At 62.2% G+C, this 18,362-nt stretch carries 14 protein-coding genes; 7 read left to right on the forward strand and 7 right to left on the reverse strand.

All coding sequences use genetic code 11. From position 1 onward, the window contains the following. Positions 1-131 precede the first annotated feature (131 nt). Positions 132-1,424, forward strand: a complete 1,293-nt coding sequence (locus BC363_RS13620; RefSeq protein ID WP_065781484.1) for a hemolysin family protein — start codon at positions 132-134, stop codon at positions 1,422-1,424. Positions 1,425-1,758: 334 nt separating this feature from the next. Here BC363_RS13620 and glp read toward each other — a convergent pair whose 3' ends face one another. Genes glp through BC363_RS13645 form a run of 5 tightly spaced genes read right to left on the reverse strand, consistent with a single transcriptional unit; the run spans position 1,759 to position 7,237 of the window. Next, a complete protein-coding gene (glp, locus tag BC363_RS13625; RefSeq protein WP_065781483.1) occupies positions 1,759-2,970 on the reverse strand; it encodes a gephyrin-like molybdotransferase Glp in 1,212 nt (403 codons plus the stop codon). Between the two features lie 6 nt (positions 2,971-2,976). Beyond that, entirely contained in the window at positions 2,977-3,465 is a 489-nt protein-coding gene (moaC, locus tag BC363_RS13630; RefSeq protein WP_065781482.1) for a cyclic pyranopterin monophosphate synthase MoaC, read from the reverse strand. Then, complete coding sequence (trpC, locus tag BC363_RS13635; RefSeq protein WP_065781481.1) at positions 3,465-4,280, reverse strand: indole-3-glycerol phosphate synthase TrpC; 816 nt, start codon at positions 4,278-4,280, stop codon at positions 3,465-3,467. The genes moaC and trpC overlap by 1 nt, the downstream gene beginning before the upstream one ends. A 31-nt stretch (positions 4,281-4,311) precedes the next feature. Continuing rightward, on the reverse strand, positions 4,312-5,325 hold the full coding sequence (trpD, locus tag BC363_RS13640; RefSeq protein ID WP_065781480.1) for an anthranilate phosphoribosyltransferase: 1,014 nt from the start codon (positions 5,323-5,325) through the stop codon (positions 4,312-4,314). Between the two features lie 19 nt (positions 5,326-5,344). Beyond that, on the reverse strand, positions 5,345-7,237 hold the full coding sequence (locus BC363_RS13645) for a peptidylprolyl isomerase (RefSeq protein WP_065781479.1): 1,893 nt from the start codon (positions 7,235-7,237) through the stop codon (positions 5,345-5,347). A gap of 362 nt (positions 7,238-7,599) precedes the next feature. Here BC363_RS13645 and BC363_RS13650 point away from each other — a divergent pair, with 362 nt between their 5' ends. Then, complete coding sequence (locus BC363_RS13650) at positions 7,600-9,246, forward strand: Na/Pi cotransporter family protein (RefSeq protein WP_065781478.1); 1,647 nt, start codon at positions 7,600-7,602, stop codon at positions 9,244-9,246. A gap of 3 nt (positions 9,247-9,249) precedes the next feature. Here the strand turns inward: BC363_RS13650 and BC363_RS13655 are convergent, their stop codons facing one another. Continuing rightward, on the reverse strand, positions 9,250-11,013 hold the full coding sequence (locus BC363_RS13655; RefSeq protein ID WP_065781477.1) for a hypothetical protein: 1,764 nt from the start codon (positions 11,011-11,013) through the stop codon (positions 9,250-9,252). Between the two features lie 206 nt (positions 11,014-11,219). Between BC363_RS13655 and glmU the strand changes: the two genes are divergently transcribed. The 4 genes from glmU to BC363_RS13675 all read left to right on the forward strand — a co-directional run bounded on the left by glmU (position 11,220) and on the right by BC363_RS13675 (position 15,770). Then, positions 11,220-12,590 (forward strand): bifunctional UDP-N-acetylglucosamine diphosphorylase/glucosamine-1-phosphate N-acetyltransferase GlmU, encoded by a 1,371-nt coding sequence (gene glmU, locus BC363_RS13660; RefSeq protein ID WP_065781476.1) that lies wholly within the window; start codon positions 11,220-11,222, stop codon positions 12,588-12,590. A gap of 145 nt (positions 12,591-12,735) precedes the next feature. After that, positions 12,736-14,562: a glutamine--fructose-6-phosphate transaminase (isomerizing) gene (gene glmS / locus BC363_RS13665; protein WP_065781475.1), complete on the forward strand. Its 1,827-nt coding sequence runs from the start codon at positions 12,736-12,738 to the stop codon at positions 14,560-14,562. After that, entirely contained in the window at positions 14,562-15,059 is a 498-nt protein-coding gene (locus BC363_RS13670) for an N-acetyltransferase (protein ID WP_065781545.1), read from the forward strand. Before glmS ends, BC363_RS13670 begins: the two co-directional genes overlap by 1 nt. Positions 15,060-15,077: 18 nt before the next feature. Next, positions 15,078-15,770: a DUF502 domain-containing protein gene (locus BC363_RS13675; RefSeq protein ID WP_065781474.1), complete on the forward strand. Its 693-nt coding sequence runs from the start codon at positions 15,078-15,080 to the stop codon at positions 15,768-15,770. 60 nt (positions 15,771-15,830) lie between these two features. Here BC363_RS13675 and recG read toward each other — a convergent pair whose 3' ends face one another. Next, the gene (gene recG, locus BC363_RS13680; protein ID WP_065781473.1) at positions 15,831-17,936 is read right to left on the reverse strand and encodes an ATP-dependent DNA helicase RecG; all 2,106 of its coding nucleotides are present in this window, start codon (positions 17,934-17,936) and stop codon (positions 15,831-15,833) included. A gap of 118 nt (positions 17,937-18,054) precedes the next feature. On the opposite strand from recG, the gene BC363_RS13685 reads away from it, so the two are divergent. After that, positions 18,055-18,360 carry a succinate dehydrogenase assembly factor 2 gene (locus BC363_RS13685; RefSeq protein WP_065781472.1) on the forward strand — a complete coding sequence of 102 codons (306 nt, stop codon included), beginning with the start codon at positions 18,055-18,057 and terminating at the stop codon, positions 18,358-18,360. The last annotated feature ends 2 nt before the right edge of the window (positions 18,361-18,362 follow it).

Consider the following 18,362-nt stretch of genomic DNA (forward strand, 5'->3'; position numbering starts at 1 on the left):
CGAAATACGGGTGAAGCGCATTTGGCTTCACGGATTTCGAGACTTGCGCTTGCTCGGATCGCCCGCTGGCCCTATTTGGTGAACGGTCGCTCTCGATTGGGCGACTTTTCGTCAACGGTGACTTGGAGACCATGTCCGAATTTTTTGTCATTTTCGTCCTGCTTTTGATCAACGCATTTTTTGCTCTCTCGGAAATGGCAATCGTCTCGGCAAGCAAGCCATTGCTTCGCCAGATGGCAAGACAGGGAAATCTCCGTGCCGAAGCGGCACTGAAGCTGGCGGAAGACCCCGGCAAGTTTCTATCCACCGTCCAGGTGGGCATCACGCTGGTCGGCACGCTTGCCGGTGCCTATGGTGGCGCGACGATCGCGGCCAAGTTCGCCCCGATTTTCGATAGCATCGCCTGGATCAACCCCTACGGTCATCCGGTGGCCGTGGCGATCGTGGTGACGCTCATCACCTTCCTCTCCGTCGTCATCGGTGAGTTGATCCCCAAGCAACTGGCGTTGAAGAACTCGGAGGGCTTCGCGATGTTCGTGGCGCGGCCGATGACGTTGTTGTCGCGCATCGTGGCGCCGGTCGTCTATCTCTTCGAAACCTCGGCAGCCCTGATGATGCGGCTGCTCGGCATACGCCCGGATGATCCGGACCATGTCACCGAAGAGGAAGTCCACGCGATCATGGCGGAGGGTGTCGAGAGCGGCGCGATCGAAAAGTCGGAGCACGAGATGCTTCGTCGCATCATCCGTCTCGGTGACCGTAACGTGAAGTCGATCATGACGCACCGCACCGAAATGAGCTTCATCGATATCAACGACAGCCTGGAGACCATCGGGGAGAAGATCCGCCAATACGGCCATTCCCGTTATCCAGTCGTCGACGGGCCGAGCGGCGATGTCCTTGGCGCGGTTCTGGCCAAGGAAATCCTCAACGCGCCGACATCCGTCCCTCTCGACGTTCGCAAATATGTGCGTGAGATCCATACTTTGCCGGAAACCGCGTCCTGCCTGAAGGCACTCGATGCTTTCAAATCGTCGAGCATCAACATGGCGATGATTGTCGACGAATACGGCAGCACCGAAGGCATTATCACCATTGCCGATATTCTGGAGGCGATCGTCGGCGTGCTGCCGTCGAACTATGACGACCTCGAGCACGCACTGATCCGCCAGCGTGAGGATGGAACCTACCTCGTCGACGGACGCACGCCGATCGATGAGATCCATCTGACCATCGGCATCGACGGCATCGATGCGGACGGAAACTTCGAAACGATCGCTGGTTTCCTGGTTCAGCAACTGCGCAAGACGCCGGAAGAAGGCGATATCGCCATTGCGCATGGCTATCGCTTCGAAGTGGTCGATATGGATTCCCGCCGTATCGACAAGATACTCGTGAGCCGTTGTGAGAACGCGGCCTCCTGAGGCCCCTGCTGAGGGTGCGACGCCGCCTGGGCGTCGCGGCTCGTGCCATCGCTACCGCGGCAGAAGCGGTGGTCGTTCCAGAAAAGCAGATTGCCCTAGAAAAGCAAAAGGTCGGGCAATACCCGACCTTTCCTTCAAATCATCACGGCGCCTGCTAGTACATCCGTAGTCATTCGCCTTGAGCGATGATTGAATGACTGTGTTATTAAAGGGTTACCATGTCGGGCATATGACAGCGCAGCCGGAATATCCTTTGTTTCTGCCGTGGCGTTGAGCTTGGCATGTCCGGCGAGCCGAAAGCCGAACCTGGTTCACCACGATCTTTCGAGGAAGACTACCTGAGCCGGACGATTTGGCAGGACGTACCTGAGGGTGCCTCTTCGGCGTTCGGCACGCGAACGATCAGGCAATCGGACTGGGCAAAGACTTTCATCATTGACGAGTCCTGGCGCGGGAAAGGATGGGCGACAAGCGAGCCGTCCACATCGCTCGAAAGCCGCGCCCGCACATAGTCCTGGCGCTTGTCGTTGGCGGGTAGTGGCGCGGCGAGGCGGGCGGTCGTCAGGCGATCGCGCCCCGGCAGTCTTGCCAGTTTGCAGGTCAAGGGTTCAAGGAACAAGAGAGCGCAAACGAGGCTCGAGACAGGATTGCCGGGTAGGCCGAGCACCGCCATGTCACCGAGTTTCCCGACCATCAGAGGTTTTCCGGGCCGCATGGCGATGCGCCAGAAGTCGAGCGTCATGCCACTCGCAACCAATGTCGACTGCACGAGATCATGATCGCCGACCGAGGCGCCACCTAGCGTCACGAGCACATCGGCTCCCTTTGCCTTTGCCCGCTCGACGGCCGCTGAAATCGCCAGGCTGTTGTCCGGGACGATGCCGAGGTCGATGATCTCGGCGCCGCTTTCACGCGCAATAGCGGCAACACCGAATGTGTTGGAGGCAATGATCTGATCGGCGCCGGGTACGCTACCGGGCGCCAACAACTCGTCGCCGGTGGCAAGGATTGCCACTGTTGGTTTTTTGAATACCGGCAGGGTCGCGTAGTTCATGCCGGCGGCGAGCGTCAGGCGACCGGCGTCCAGAACGTCGCCCGCGAGCAGCACCGTCTCGCCGGACGTAAAATCCTGGCCGGACAGCCGGATATGTCGCCCTTTGCCGGGCGCAAACAAGGTGCGGATCTTGCCGTCGGCAAGCTGTTCGGTGTCTTCCTGGATGATGACCGTGTCGGCGCCGGCGGGAAGCGGTGCTCCGGTGAAGATGCGAACAGCCTCTCCGGACTTCACCTCGCCGCCGAAGCCATGGCCGGCGGCGGACTGGCCGATAACCGTAAGCTCGGCGCCGATGGTATGGATATCCTCATGACGAACCGCATAGCCATCCATGGCGGAATTGTCGAAGGCGGGATGGGTGACGCGCGCAGTTACATCTTGCGCGAGCACACGACCGAGCCCCTCATGCAGATCGACACGTTCGCTTGCTTGCCGGGGCCTGGCGCTGTCTAGGATCCTCTTAAGCGCTTCTTCGACGGAAAGCAGCGACATCGGCGGTCAGTCTCCCTGGCGTCGGTAATCGCCGGAGCGTCCGCCGGATTTACTGACGAGCTGGATGCCGCCGATTTCCATTTCCCGGTCCGCAGCCTTCGCCATGTCGTAGATCGTCAGGCAGGCGATGCTGACGGCGGTCAGCGCCTCCATCTCGACGCCGGTCTTGCCGGTCAGTTTGGCAAGCGCTTCGACGCGCAGGCCGGGCAGAGCCGGATCAGGCGTGATGTCGACCGACACTTTCGTCAACATCAGCGGATGGCAAAGCGGGATGAGATTCGACGTCTGCTTGGCGGCCATGATGCCGGCCAGCCGCGCAGTGCCGATCACGTCGCCCTTCTTGGCGTTGCCCTCCAGGATCAACGCCAGCGTCTCCGGGCGCATGCGGACATGGCCCTCCGCCGTGGCACTACGGACGGTTTCGGCCTTGTCGCCGACGTCGACCATGTTCGCTTCGCCGCTGCTGTCGAGATGCGTGAGTACGGTCTTGCCCATCACTCGGCCGCCAACACGCTTTCGGAGCCGGTCAGCAGCGCGCGCGTTGCCGCCTCAACATCGCTCTTGCGCATCAGGCTTTCGCCGACCAGGAAGGTCGTGATGCCGCTCCTTTCCAGACGCTTGCAATCGTCGTGGGTAAAGATGCCGCTCTCGCCGACGAGCAACCGATCGGACGGAACCATCGACGCCAGTTGCTCGGATACGGCGAGATCGACGTCGAATGTTCTCAGATTGCGATTGTTGATGCCGACCAGCGGCGAGGTAAGCTTGAGCGCACGTTCCATCTCTTCGGCGTCGTGCACTTCGATGAGCACATCCATACCGAGAGAAAGCGCGGTCTCCTCCAGGCGCCGGGCGTCATCGTCGCTGAGCGAAGCCATGATCAGCAGGATGCAGTCAGCACCCCAGGCACGCGCCTCGAACACCTGGTAGGTGTCGAACATGAAGTCCTTGCGCAATGCCGGAAGCGCGCAGGCTGCGCGGGCGGCTTCAAGGAATGCCGGTGCACCCTGGAAGCTCGGACCATCCGTCAGCACCGAAAGACAGGCAGCGCCGCCGGCTTCGTAGGCCCTGGCCAGTGCCGGCGGATCGAAATCAGGACGGATCAGGCCTTTTGACGGGCTCGCCTTCTTTATTTCCGCGATCAGGCCGAAGCGGCCCTGCTGTTGGCGCGCGGCGAGTGCCGCGTGGAACCCGCGCGGAGCGGACTGATCGGCGATGCGGGTCTTCAGATCCTCGATCGACGTCTGCGATTTGGCCGCAGCGATCTCGTCGCGCTTGTAGGCTTCGATCTTGCGCAGGATATCGGTCATGGCGCGGTTCCTTGTCTAAAGCAGCGTTGTCTCAGGCAGCGTTGGAGACGCTGATCAGGCGCTGCAGTGCCGCCTTGGCGCCACCGCTCGAGAGCGACTGGCGGGCGAGCGTCATGCCTTCACCAAGATCTACGGCCTTGCCGGCAATCATCAGCGATGCAGCTGCGTTGGCAAGCGAAATGTCCCTGTAGGCGTTTTCCGCACCGTCGAGAACAGCCTGCAGCGCAACGGCATTGTGGGCGCCATCGCCGCCCTTCAAGGCGTCGAGAGACACTGTCGGCAGGCCGAAGTCCGCCGGCGTCAGCGTGAAGGTCCTGATCTTGCCGTTCTCGAGAGCCGCCACCTGCGTCGTGCCGGTGGTGGTGATCTCGTCGAGACCTTCGCCGTGCACGACCCAGACATTCTCCGAGCCGAGGTCGCGCAGGACTTCCGCCAGTGGCTGCACCCATTGCGGCGCGTAGACGCCCACCAGTTGCCGCTTGACGCCGGCAGGGTTGGACAGCGGGCCGAGCAGGTTGAAGATCGTGCGGGTGCCGAGCTCGACGCGTGTCGGCCCGACATGACGCATGGCGGAATGATGCTGCTGGGCAAACATGAAGCCGACGCCGGCTTCGCGGATGCAGCGCGAAATGGCCTCAGGGCCGATATCGAGCTTGACGCCGAGGCACGACAGGGCGTCGGCCGTGCCGGACTTCGAGCTGAGGGCCCGATTGCCGTGCTTGGCGACTGGTACACCTGCACCCGCAACGATCAGTGAGGCGAGGGTCGAGATATTGTAGGTACCGGCGCCGTCGCCGCCAGTGCCGACGATATCGACGGCATTGGCCGGAGCATCGACCGGCAGCATGCGGGCGCGCATGGCGGCAACGGCGCCGACGATTTCGTCGACGGTTTCGCCGCGGACGCGCAACGCCATCAGGAAGCCACCGATCTGCGATGGCGTGGCCGCACCCGACATGATGATCTCGAAAGCCGCTCGTGCATCTTCGCGGTTGAGAGCTTCGCCGGCGGCGACTTTGGCGACGAACGGTTTCAGATCACTCATCGGTTGCTTTCCTTGCCGCTTATCTCTGTGCCAAAGCCGTTTCGGCAAGCGTCTGATTGATCGAAACACCGTAGGCCGACTGCAGCGTCGATACCATCTGGTCGAGAATGTCGTCGCCGCTGGCACGGGCCACGGCCTGGATCTGCCGGCTATCGTCCTCCAGGGCGTCGGTCGGGCCGTTGTTCTCGATCGCGGTGACACGCAGGAGGATCTGACCATCACCGCCGATACCGGCGGCATTGGCGACGAGACCGTCCGGACCGCTAAAGGCGGCTGCGACGGCGGCCGGGCTCAGCGCCGCATCCGACGTCGACCGGGTCAATCCGGTCTTCGCTTCGACGGCAAGCCCAAGTTCCGCCGCGATATCGGCGAGCGTCGCACCCTTTTCGATCCGCTGCTTCAGCTCGGTAGCTTTGGCGGCGAGCGCCGTGCGCTGCTGTTCTGCGGTCCAGTCTGCTGCGACTTCGTCGCGTGCTTCATCGAGCGTGCGATCGCGGGCCGGAACCACTTCGTCGAGGTCGAACCAGATATAACCGTCGCGCCCGATGTTGACCGGCAGGGTTTCGCCGCCCACTTCAGCCTTGAAGGCCTCCTGCAGCAGAGCAGCCGGCTCCGGCAGGCCCGCGACTTCATCGCCATTCATATCCTTGCCGGTCGCGTCGATCCCGTCGACGGTGGTGACTTTCAGCTTGAGTTGCTCGGCGACGTCCTTGAGCGGGGCGCCGGCAGCGCGTTCGTCCTCGATCTTGTCGTGAAGTCCGATGATTTCGTTCTGCGCGTTGGCAAGGGCAATGTCCTTGCGGAGTTCTTCCTTGACCTCATCGAAGCTGCGAACCGTTTCCAGGCGGATGTTCGTCGCGCGCAGGATCACCGGTCCGAAGGCGCCATCGATGACAGGCGACGTGCCGCCATTGGCGGCGATAGCAAAAGCGGCTTCGCCGATCTTTGCGTCCGGAACGCTGGCAGAGGTGAAGTCGCCCAGCAGAACGTCGGCAGGCGTCTTGCCTTCGGCCTTGACAAGGTCGTCGAAGGAGGTGCCGGCTGCCAGTTTGGCTGCCGCGGCGTCCGCTGCCTCACGCGAAGGGAAGGCGAGCTGTTCGATTGTGCGCGCGCCTTCGGTGCGGAAATTGTCCTTGCGCTTGTCGTAGTCAGCGCGAACGTCCGCATCGATCACGGCCGTCGCATCGGCGATATCCTCGGGCGCGAGCTTCAGATAGGTGATCTTGCGGTATTCCGGCGCGCGGTAGTTTGCCTTGCGACCGTCGTACCACGGGGCGAGAACGTCGTCGCCAGGCGCCTTCACCGGATCGATATTGGCGTTCGACAGCAGGACGTAGTCGATCGAGCGCTTTTCGTGGCGATAGGAGGCGATCGCGTCGCTGAGCACCTTCGGTGCGACATAACCGTCGGACAGGGCGTCGACGATCTGCGAGCGCACGGCGACCTGGCTGCGGTTGTTGATGTAGTCCTGTTCGCGAAGGCCTGCATTGCGCAGCACGCTCGAGAACGTCAGGCGATCGAACTGGCCGTTGACGCTGTGGAAGGCCGGGTCTTCGGCGATGAGCTTGGCCAGCCGATCTTCCGAAAGGCCGAGGTTCATGTCGCCGGCCAACTGGTCGAGGGCCGCACCCGCGACGAGCTGGGAATAGACCTGCTGCTCGATGCCGAATGCCTTTGCCTGCTGCGGCGTCAGGCGGGTGCCGAGCTGGCGCGAAACGAGCGCAAGCTGACGCTCGTAAGCGAGCCGGAAGTCCGGAGCCTTGACCTTGACGTCACCGACGACGACCACAGCATCCGATTGGTTCGCGATCATCGATGTCGATGCGCCCCATACCATGAAAGACAGCACGAGAATGACGAGCAGGCCTTTGACGACCCAGGTCTGGGCGGCTTTTCTCAGGAATTCGAGCATGGGGGCAGAAACCTCGTTACAGTGCGGTGGCTGTTGGCCAAACGAGTTCGTTCCTTAAAACAAACGAAACAGGAAATGAAGGGCGCAATGGCGCAAATTGCGCGCCAGCCGAAGATCACGGCGGATCGCGCGAACAGGGCGCGCTTCGGACCTGAGGCTTGGTTGGGCTGCTTGCGATGCCGACGGTCGTCCACGGAGGGGCGTAGCTGGCAAAATCGATGTCGGATTTGTTAGCCGGCAACGGAAAATTATCTGTCAGAGTGACGAAATCGCCGTCGTCGGATTGAGGTCGAAAACACTTCGGAACTATGGTTGTGTGTATTGGGCGGGGCGATTCATGCGGCCCTGCGGAAAGACATGCCATGCAATCGACAATCGTGATGGTAAATCTGTTCGGAGCGGTGGCGCTGCTGCTGTTCGGCCTTTCCCTGGTCAAGGATGGGGTAACGCGCGCCTTCGGGGCGAAGCTGCGGGCCGGCCTGGCCCAGGGGACGAGCGGGCCGACGCGATCGTTCCTGACGGGCCTTGTTGCGACACTCGCTCTGCAAAGCTCGACTGCGACGGCATTGATGACTGCCTCTTTCGTGGAGAAGGGGCTTATTCGCTCGCGCATGGCGCAGATCGTCTTGCTCGGTGCGAATGTCGGTACGGCGGTCACCGCCTGGATCGTCGCAACTGGCATCGAATGGCTGTCGCCGATGATCATTCTGGTCGGCGTGTTGCTGCACCGCGTCAGCCGCTCGAACGCCCGCCAAGGCCTTGGCGCGGCCTTTGTCGGGATCGGTCTGATGCTGCTGTCGCTGCATTTGCTTGGCCTGGCCACCGAGCCGATGCGGGAATCGGCGGCGCTGGCAGCGTTTCTCGGCATGCTCGACAGCGCCTGGCCAGTCGCTTTGATCATATCCGCGGGCCTTGCCTTCGCCTCTTCCTCCAGCCTCGCGGTGGTGATGCTGGTGCTCTCCCTTTCCGCCGCCGGCGTTCTCTCCGTCGGGCTGACGGTTGCGCTGGTGCTTGGCGCCAATCTCGGCGGGGCGATCCCGCCTGTCATGGCGACGCTGTCTTCGGCGCCGCCGGCGCGACGCGTCACGCTTGGCAATCTCGTCGTCCGTGCCATCGGATGTCTGATCGCGCTGCCTTTGACCGGTGTCAGCGTCGAGTTCCTGCAAAGTCTGCCGTTGCCGAAGCAGAACCTGCCGGTCGATATCCATCTGGCGTTCAATCTTGCCGTGGCGATCCTCGCCTGGCCGTTTGCGGGCCTGCTGTCGCGGCTGATGATCCGCTTCATCCCCGATAGCGAGGCGGACGAAACCGGGCCGCGCTATCTCGACGAGAACGTGCTGCACACGCCGGTCATGGCTCTTTCGGGCGCGACGCGGGAAGTGCTGCGGGTGGGCGACCTGATCGAGATGATGCTGATCCGCGCCCAGACCGCCTTCAACAACAACGATCTGTCGGAGATCCGCGATATCGGCAAGTTCGAGAAGCAGGTCGATCTGCTGCAGCAGGAAGTGAAGATTTTCCTGTCGCGCCTGGGTCGCGACGGCCTGAGCCCGGAGGATGGGCGCCGCTCGATCGTGATCATCGACTACGCAATCAATCTCGAGCATATGGGCGATATCATCGAGAAGGGGCTGTGCGAGCAGATCGGCAAGAAGGTCAACAATGGCCTGAAATTCTCCGAGGACGGCTATCAGGAACTGAAGAGCCTCTTCAACCTGACGATCGACAATCTGCGGGTTGCCCAGACCATTTTTGTCACCCGCAACGCCGATCTCGCCCGACAATTGATCGAGGTGAAGGTCAGTGTGCGCCACATGGAGAAGCGGTCGGCCGAACGGCACATCGAGCGGCTACGCGACGGACGACTGGAAAGCCTGCAGACCAGTTCGCTGCATCTCGACATGTTGCGCGATTTGAAGCGCATCAACGCCCACATTGCGTCGGTCGCCTATCCGATCCTCGAGGAAAGCGGGCTTTTGACCGAGAGCCGGTTGCGACCACAGGCGTGATCTCTACGAACCGGCGGCCGTTTCGCCGGGACGCAAGCCGTTCCGGACGAACGCGTCGTAGCACGGCGTCAGTGTGATGCGCGTGTGGCCTGCCTCGAGGCTCGGCAGGTAGAGCGCCAGCAGTGTCCTGTTGACATTTGTCGGTGGGCAAGTCGGCACGAGCGCGATGTCGACGGCAGCCACTGCCGCGCGCACCCCTGCGTCCGGCGGCGGGATCGCCCGGAACGGGTCTGCGCCGATGGCGACGCGTTTCGGCGCGTGGCGATCCATCAACCAGGGAAACGGATTGGCGAAATCGATATTGAAGATGGTTTCAAAGCGGACGCCATTGGCGGCCTCGTAGGCGCGCAGGGCATCGACAGCGCCGTCGACATTCGTCAGCCAGGCGGTCTGGAAGTCGAAATCGCTGTAGAGCAGGAATGACGGCAACTCGCCCGCGTCCGCGAGCGTATCGAAGGCGCCGCGCTGCGTGATATAGGCATCGCGCATGCGCTCGGCCCGCACTGCCAGGATCGGGCGGACATTCACCGCACCCATCGTTTTCAGGTTGTGGCTCTCGATCCGGACATTGTTGACGGCGCCGACCCAGGCGCGTGCGCTCTTCTGGGCGATGACAGTCATCGGTGGCAGCGCCGCCGCGGCGGCTAGGAGCGAAACCGCTATCGTTAGCCGCTTGGACGTGCTGTTGGCGGCGAAGTCGAGGGCGATCTTGAGCAGCAATGGATAGAGGAAGATGAAGGCCTGGCTGCCGGTGTTCTGGCTTTCGAACAGGATGCCGGCCACCACGAAAGCGGCGAGCCAGAAGAATTTCTGGTCGAAAACCTGGCCCATGCCGACGACCGAAGGTCTGCGGCAGGCGGCCCGCAACGACGCGGCGAAAGCTGGCAGGTTCGCAAAAAAGAGGGTCAGGCACAGAAGGCCCGCAGGCAGAAGAAGGCCCGCGTTCAGCGACGCTGCCTGAAAAAGGCGCGGCAGCAGACTGCCGTCATTGACGTCTAGCATCGCCAGGATATCGGCGACATAGGCCGATACCGCACCAAGCGAGAGCTCGATAACGGCAAGGACGCTGAAGAAGATCAGAGCCGACGCGACTGCCGGGCGCAGGCTGAACCGCCCGGCCGCGAATGCCGTCAGACACAGGATCACGCCTGCGACTGCCCCAGTAATCTTCACGAAGAAAAGCGCGATCATCGCCCCTGCGACGACAGTCGAAAGAATGCGCGGGCTGCGCACATAGATGAGTGCGGCGGCGAGCACGTAGAGCAACTGGCAGACCTGGCGGTTGTAGATGCCGAAGCCATCGGATCCCGGATAGGGATAAAAGTCGCCGGTGTTGAAAGGAAGCACGGAAAAGAGAAGGAACGGCAGCAGGATGGCGTAGGCTAGTGCCCGTGAGCGCTTCTGAATGTCGAGCATTACCAGGCCGATCAACGGACCAGTGACGATGAGAAGGCACCAACTCGCCAGCAGCAGGGGGTGGCCGTTCGGGAACGCCGATTGCAGCGCTGTGAACAGGTAGTACCCGAACCCGCCGACGGGTGCGAAGAAATCGACGGACGGGATCTGTCCGTCAGCAAGCCGGTTGGCGGCATCAAGATAGAGATAATGATCCCAGAACATCGGCCCTATCGGCTGCGGGATCGTGACGGTCAGCAGCAGCGAGAGCAGAGCGAGTGCCAGAGCGAGTCCTGCAAGCGGCGAACATATGGCAGCCAGAGCGATATTGTCCGGCTTTGCTGCTGCGTCGAGATCGGTGCTGGCATGCATTGCGGCTTCTCTCCCCGAGGGAGCGATGCACGCGCATGGGTTGCCGAGGCAGGCTCCGCTTCCCCTTATGCCATCATCGGGTTTTAAGCCGGTTAACGCGACGTGATTGTGCGAATTATGCTTCCCGCAATATGTTGCTGATATGAAGGGGCCGAATCGGGCAGCCGGATATCGGTCCTCAAGAAAAAGACCAAGGAGTTCATTGGATGGAACGGAGTTGCCTGGCGATTGTACTGGCTGCGGGTGAAAGCACGCGGATGAAATCGTCGATGTCGAAGGTGCTGCATCCGGTGGCCGGCCGGCCGATGATTGCCCATGTGGTGGCCGCGCTCTCGAGCGCGTCGATTTCCGACGTCGCTCTCGTTGTCGGACGCGACGCCGAGGCTGTTTCAGGTGCTGCCGGCATCGGCGGCGTATCGATTGCGTCGTTCCTGCAGAAGGAGCGTCTTGGCACCGGTCATGCGGTGCTGGCGGCGCGCGAAGCGATATCCAGGGGGTTTGACGACATTCTGGTTGTCTTCGGCGATACGCCGCTGATCACGCCTGAGCCGCTCAGGGCGGCGCGCGACGGCCTGGCCGCCGGCAACGATGTGGTCGTCATCGGTTTCGAGGCTGCTGATCCCTCGGGTTATGGCCGGCTGATCGTCGAAGACGGTGCACTGCTCGCGATCCGCGAGCACAAGGATGCGACCGAGGAAGAACGCCGCATCACCTATTGCAATGGCGGGCTGATGGCGATCGACGGCCGCAAGGCGCTCGACCTGCTCGACCGCATCGGCAATGCCAACGTCAAGGGCGAGTATTACCTGACCGACCTGGTCGAGATCGTGCGGGCAATCGGCGGCCGCGCCATCGCCGTCGAAGCGCCCGAGGAGGAGCTGACCGGCTGCAATACCCGTGCGGAACTCGCCTATATCGAGCGGCTCTGGCAGCAGCGCCGCCGTCACGAACTGATGCTGTCGGGTGTGTCGATGATCGCGCCGGAGACCGTTTTCCTCGCCTGGGACACTGAATTGCAGCAGGACGTGCTGATCGAACCGAATGTCGTGTTCGGCCCGGGCGTCCGCGTCGAGAGCGGCGCCATCATCCATGCCTTCTCGCATGTCGAGGGAGCGACGGTGCGTGCTGGCGCAACCGTCGGCCCCTATGCGCGCCTGCGGCCCGGTGCTGATCTCGGCGAAAAGTCGAAAGTCGGCAATTTCTGCGAGGTCAAGAAGGCGGAAATCGGCGCCGGCGCCAAGGTCAACCATCTGACCTATATCGGCGATGCCTTCGTCGGCGCCGGCTCGAACATCGGTGCCGGCACGATCACCTGTAACTATGACGGCGTGAACAAGCACGAGACCCGCATTGGCGAGAATGCCTTCGTCGGCTCGAACTCCTCGCTGGTCGCACCGGTGACGATCGGTGACGGCGCACTGGTCGCCTCCGGCAGCGTCATCACCGAGGACGTGCCGGCCGACGCCGTTGCCTTCGGCCGCGCGCGCCAGGAGATCAAGCCGGGCAGGGCGCGTGTCCTGCGTGAACGCTACGAGGCACAAAAGGCTGCGAAAAAGGCGGCCAAGGCGGCCAGATAGGTTCGCGTTAAATACTGAAACCGAAAGTGAAATCGGGGCGGATTGCCTCGTCCGGCAAATGCGTTACCAAGGCAACGCGCCGGGCGGGACTTCCGCCCTGCCGATTGGGGCGTCAAAACGGCGCGGGACGAATTCGGAGACGACTATGTGCGGAATTGTTGGCATCGTTGGAAACCAGCCGGTCTCGGAGCGACTGATCGATGCGTTGAAGCGCCTGGAATATCGCGGCTACGATTCGGCCGGGGTCGCGACCATCAATGCCGGCGCGCTTGAGCGCCGCCGGGCCGAAGGCAAGCTGGTCAATCTGGAGGCTCGCCTGCGCGAAGAGCCGCTGGCCGGAACGATCGGCATCGCCCACACCCGCTGGGCGACGCATGGCGCTCCGACCGAGCGTAATGCTCATCCGCATTTTACCGACGGGGTTGCCGTGGTTCACAACGGCATCATCGAGAACTTCTCCGCGCTGAAGGACGAACTGATCGCCGACGGTGCGAAGTTCGAGACGCAGACCGATACGGAAGTCGTGGCGCATCTGCTGGCAAAGTTCCGGCGTGACGGCCTCGGCCGGCGCGAGGCCATGCATGCGATGCTGAAGCGGGTGACCGGCGCCTATGCATTGGCCGTGCTCTATCAGGACGACCCATCGACGATCATGGCTGCCCGCAACGGTCCGCCGCTGGCGATCGGCCACGGCAAGGGCGAGATGTTCCTCGGCTCCGATGCGATCGCGCTGTCGCCGTTTACCAACGAGATTACCTATCTGATCGACGGCGACTGGGCCGTGATCGGCGCCGATGGCGCCCATATCTTCGACCTCGCCGGCAATGCCGTCGATCGCCCGCGACAGATCTCATTGGCAGCCGCCTACATGATCGACAAGGGCAATCACCGGCACTTCATGGAAAAGGAAATCTACGAGCAGCCGGAGGTGATCTCCCATGCGCTCGGCCATTACATCGACTTTGCCGAAAACCGGGTGAAGGCACTCACGGGCTCGATCGATTTTGCCGACGTGCCGAGCCTGGCGATCTCTGCCTGCGGCACCGCCTATCTTGCCGGTCTCGTCGGCAAATACTGGTTCGAGCGCTATGCCCGCCTGCCGGTCGAAATCGACGTCGCCTCCGAGTTCCGCTACCGCGAAATCCCGCTGTCGTCGCAGTCGGCAGCCCTGTTCATCTCGCAGTCGGGCGAGACCGCCGATACGCTCGCGTCGCTCAGGTATTGCAAGGACCATGGCCTGAAGATCGGCGCTGTCGTCAACACCCGTGAATCGACCATCGCGCGTGAATCCGACGCCGTGTTCCCGATCCTCGCCGGCCCTGAGATCGGTGTTGCCTCGACCAAGGCGTTTACCTGCCAACTGGCGGTACTTGCCGCGCTGTCGATCGGCGCCGGCCGGGCCCGCGGCACGGTCTCGGCCGATGAGGAGCAGACGCTCGTTCGCCACCTTGCCGAAATGCCGCGGATCATGGGCCAGGTGCTGAATGCGATCCAGCCGAAGATCGAGATGCTGTCGCGCGAACTTTCGAAGTGCCGCGACGTGCTCTACCTCGGCCGCGGCACCAGCTTCCCGCTGGCGATGGAAGGCGCGCTGAAGCTCAAGGAAATCTCCTATATCCACGCCGAGGGTTATGCCGCCGGCGAGCTGAAACATGGCCCGATCGCGCTGATCGACGAAAACATGCCGGTCATCGTCATCGCCCCGCATGACCGCTTCTATGAGAAGACCGTGTCGAACATGCAGGAGGTGGCAGCCCGCGGCGGACGGATCATTCTGATCACCGACGAAAAGGGCGCAGCCGCCTCGAAGCTCGAGACGATGGCGACGATCGTGCTGCCGAATGTCGACGAAATCATCGCGCCGATAATCTTCTCGCTGCCGATTCAGCTGCTTGCCTACCACACGGCCGTGTTCATGGGTACCGACGTCGATCAGCCCCGCAATCTGGCAAAATCGGTAACGGTCGAATGATCGTCATCCGGCCGGAAAGAAAGGGCGACGAGCGGGCGATCCACGACGTAACCGCCGCTGCTTTCGCAGGGCATCCGCACAGCGACCAGAGCGAGCCCTTCATCATCGAGCGCCTTCGGGATCAGGGCGCGCTGACGCTCTCGCTCGTTGCTGAAGATGAAGGCCGGATCGTCGGCCATGTCGCCTTCTCGCCGGTGACGCTCACGCCGCCAGTATCCGGCTGGTTCGGGCTTGGGCCTGTGGCGGTCTTGCCGGGGCGACAAGCGCAGGGCGTGGGCAGCCGGCTCATCCGCGAGGGCCTTGCGATGCTTACCGCCGACGGCGCCTTGGGCTGCGTGGTCGTGGGTGATCCCGACTATTACCAAAAGTTCAGATTCCGTAACGAATCTTCTCTTGTATTCCCGGGTTGTGCGCCGCAATACTTCATGGCGCTGGCCTTCTCCGGCGCGGTGCCGGCAGGCACGGTTGCCTATCATCCGGCTTTCGGTTCGGAGTGAGGTTTAAACGGAAGAGGCATGACGGAAAATTCGAAGAGCAGCTACATTGCGACCCGGTTGCGGAACTATTTCCTGACGGGGCTGATCATCTGCGCGCCGCTGGCCATTACCGTCTGGTTGGTCCGCACCTTCATCGAATGGGCCGACGGATGGGTGAAACCCTATCTGCCGAATTTCTATAATCCTGACACCTATTCGCCTGTGGCTATTCCCGGATTCGGGCTTCTGGTCGCGCTCATCGTGATCACATTGGTCGGTTTCCTCACCGCCAATCTGGTGGGGCGGTCGATCGTTGCCTTCGGCGAGTCCCTTGTCAGCCGGACGCCGCTCGTTCGCACTATCTACAAATCGCTGAAGCAGATCTTCCAGACCGTGCTTCAAGAGCAATCTTCGTCGTTCAAGAAGGCGGGCTTGATTGAGTATCCGAGCCCTGGCCTCTGGTCGCTTGTGTTCATTGCAACGGATGTGAAAGGCGAGGTCGCCGCCAAATTCGACGAGCGTGGCATGGACATGGTGACAGTGTTCTTGCCGCCGACGCCGATCCCGACGGCCGGCTTCCTGTTGTTCGTGCCCCGCGACAAGATCATCCCGCTTGAAATGAGCGCCGAGGATGCGGCCAAGCTGCTGATCTCCGGCGGCCTCGTCGCTCCCGACTACAGGCCACTTGCCAACGCTCCGCCGCGCAAGATCGCGCAGCAGAAGACCGCCTGACGCTTTTGTTTTTACGCATTTCCTGACGGAGAACCGCCTCCCACTTTTCCTGGAAATGCTCTAACCGGCGCGCAGGAAGCGGATCGCTTCGTCGCGGCGGTGAAGATAAAGCAAGGTTCTCAACGCCTCGCCACGCGGCGAGGTGAGATCCGGATCCCGCTCGATCATATAGGCGGCGTCCTTGCGGGCGATCTCGAGCAGGTCACCATGCGCTTCGAGGCTGGCGATACGAAAGCCGGGCGTGCCGGATTGGCGCGTTCCCAGCAACTCGCCTTCGCCGCGCAGTTTCAGGTCTTCCTCGGCAATCAGAAAGCCGTCCTCTCTGTCGCGCAGGATCGAAAGCCTTGCACGGCCGGTTTCGCCAAGCGGGCTCTTATAGAGCAGGATGCAGGTCGACGCCTCGTCGCCACGACCGACGCGGCCACGCAACTGGTGCAATTGCGCGAGGCCGAAGCGCTCCGCATGCTCGATGACCATGATGGTGGCATCCGGTACGTCGACACCGACTTCGACGACCGTCGTGGCGACGAGCAGGCGGATTTCACCGTTCTTGAAGGCGAGCATGACGGCGTCTTTTTCCGCCCCGTTCATGCGGCCGTGCACAAGGCCGACATCCCGGCCGAAGCGCTTGGAGAGCCCCTGGTATCTTTCATCGGCGGACATGACGTCGATCGCTTCGGATTCCTCGACGAGCGGGCAGATCCAGTAGGCTTTCTTGCCTTCCTTGATGGCTGCAGCCAGGCGGTCGACGATCTCGTCGGTCCGCTCGGTCGGGATGGTGACCGTCTGGATGGGTTTTCGCCCGGCCGGCTTTTCCGTCAGCTTGGAGACGTCCATGTCGCCGAAGGCGGCGAGCACCAGCGTGCGTGGGATCGGCGTGGCGGTCATCACGAGCATATGCGGGGAAATACCCTTGGCGGTCAGGCGCAGACGCTGGTGGACACCGAAGCGATGCTGTTCGTCGACGACCGCAAGCGTCAGCCTGTCGTAATTGACGGTGTCCTGGAACAGCGCATGCGTGCCGACCACGATCCGTGTCTCGCCAGAGGCAATGCGCTCCAGGATCGCATCGCGCTCCTTGCCCTTGGTGCGCCCGGTCAGAACGTCAATGGTGATGCCTGCGGGAGCAGCCATTTTCGACAACGTCGCGAAATGCTGTCGAGCAAGGATTTCCGTCGGGGCCATCAGCACCGCCTGGCCGCCCGATTCGACCGCCGCCAGCATCGCCATCAGCGCGACCATGGTCTTGCCGGAGCCGACGTCGCCCTGCAGCAGCCGCAGCATCCGGTCGCTACCGGACATGTCTTTGAGGATGTCAGCGATCGCGGTCGATTGGCTCGCTGTGAGCGAGAAGGGGAGAGCGGCGATGACGGGGCCGGAGAGTTTGCCCGTCGCATGCACCGGGGTGCCGGCAACCTTGCGAAGGCGCTGGCGAACGAGGGCAAGCGACAGTTGACCGGCCAGGAACTCGTCATAGGCGAGCCGCCTGCGCGCCGGCGCCTGCGGGTCGATATCAGTCGCGTCGCGAGGTTCATGCAGCGCGCGGAAGCTGTCGGCCGCACTCCGAAATCCCTGTTTCTCGGCCAGAGTGCTGTCGATCCACTCCGGCATTTCAGGCACGCGTGCGACGGCCGCCTCGATTGATTTACGCAATATGCGGGCGGAGAGGCCGGCCGTTAGGCCGTAGATGGGTTCGACGAGTGGCAGGTTGTCCGCCTCGCTTGCCTTGACGATATAGTCCGGATGAACCATCGACGGCCGGCCGTTGAACCAGTCGACCTTCCCGCTGACGATCACGGTCTCGTCGACCGACAGCGATTTTTCCAGCCAATTGCCTTTGACGCGGAAGAAGGTGAGCGCCAGTTCTCCGGTGTCGTCATGCAGGAAGATACGGTAGGGCAGGTTCTGCTTGCCCGGCGGCGGCGGCTGATGGCGATCGACCCGACCGGTGATCGTGACCACGACACCTTGCGGTGCATTCGCGATTCCCGGCTGCTGCCGTCGATCGATCAACGAATGCGGCGCATGGAATGCCAAGTCGATGACGCGGCAGTCTTCGATGCTTTCACGGCCGAGAAGGCGGGCATACAGCTCGCCGATCTTCGGGCCGATGCCGGGCAAAGTATTGAGCGGTGAAAAGAGCGGGTCGAGCAGGGCAGGGCGCATGGCGATGAAATTGCGACGACAATTCGGAGTTTGGCAAGGCTGACAATCATCTATTCAGCGTTTATAGAGCCCATTGACGACAAACCGTACCTCCTCGGGCGGCAGGAAGGAATCCCCCATGACTGGCATTTCACGCACCAGCGCCGATCTCGATCCGCGTCGCCGCCGGATTCTGTTTCGCGCCTGGCATCGCGGCATACGCGAAATGGACCTGATCCTAGGACAGTTCGCGGAGGCGGAGCTTTCCGCCTTGTCTGAGGTTGAGTTGGACGAGCTCGAAATCATCATGGCCGAGGAAGACAACGATCTCGTCAAGTGGATCATCGGCGAAAAGCCGGTGCCTGAGCGCTACCAGACGGCGATGTTCGAGCGCATCGCTGCCTACCGCCCCGATTTCGAGCGGCTCCCTGAAGAGATGAAATAGAT

Origin of the sequence: Ensifer sp. LC384 (assembly GCF_001695865.1) — a bacterium.
GTDB lineage: Bacteria > Pseudomonadota > Alphaproteobacteria > Rhizobiales > Rhizobiaceae > Ensifer.

What these genes read in the sequence shown, in the direction of transcription:
- BC363_RS13620 (WP_065781484.1), top strand. Translation starts at nt 132, where the DNA reads ATGTCCGAATTTTTTGTCATTTTCGTCCTGCTTTTGATCAACGCATTT.
- glp (WP_065781483.1), bottom strand. Translation starts at nt 2,970, where the DNA reads ATGTCGCTGCTTTCCGTCGAAGAAGCGCTTAAGAGGATCCTAGACAGC.
- moaC (WP_065781482.1), bottom strand. Translation starts at nt 3,465, where the DNA reads ATGGGCAAGACCGTACTCACGCATCTCGACAGCAGCGGCGAAGCGAAC.
- trpC (WP_065781481.1), bottom strand. Translation starts at nt 4,280, where the DNA reads ATGACCGATATCCTGCGCAAGATCGAAGCCTACAAGCGCGACGAGATC.
- trpD (WP_065781480.1), bottom strand. Translation starts at nt 5,325, where the DNA reads ATGAGTGATCTGAAACCGTTCGTCGCCAAAGTCGCCGCCGGCGAAGCT.
- BC363_RS13645 (WP_065781479.1), bottom strand. Translation starts at nt 7,237, where the DNA reads ATGCTCGAATTCCTGAGAAAAGCCGCCCAGACCTGGGTCGTCAAAGGC.
- BC363_RS13650 (WP_065781478.1), top strand. Translation starts at nt 7,600, where the DNA reads ATGCAATCGACAATCGTGATGGTAAATCTGTTCGGAGCGGTGGCGCTG.
- BC363_RS13655 (WP_065781477.1), bottom strand. Translation starts at nt 11,013, where the DNA reads ATGCATGCCAGCACCGATCTCGACGCAGCAGCAAAGCCGGACAATATC.
- glmU (WP_065781476.1), top strand. Translation starts at nt 11,220, where the DNA reads ATGGAACGGAGTTGCCTGGCGATTGTACTGGCTGCGGGTGAAAGCACG.
- glmS (WP_065781475.1), top strand. Translation starts at nt 12,736, where the DNA reads ATGTGCGGAATTGTTGGCATCGTTGGAAACCAGCCGGTCTCGGAGCGA.
- BC363_RS13675 (WP_065781474.1), top strand. Translation starts at nt 15,078, where the DNA reads ATGACGGAAAATTCGAAGAGCAGCTACATTGCGACCCGGTTGCGGAAC.
- recG (WP_065781473.1), bottom strand. Translation starts at nt 17,936, where the DNA reads ATGCGCCCTGCCCTGCTCGACCCGCTCTTTTCACCGCTCAATACTTTG.
- BC363_RS13685 (WP_065781472.1), top strand. Translation starts at nt 18,055, where the DNA reads ATGACTGGCATTTCACGCACCAGCGCCGATCTCGATCCGCGTCGCCGC.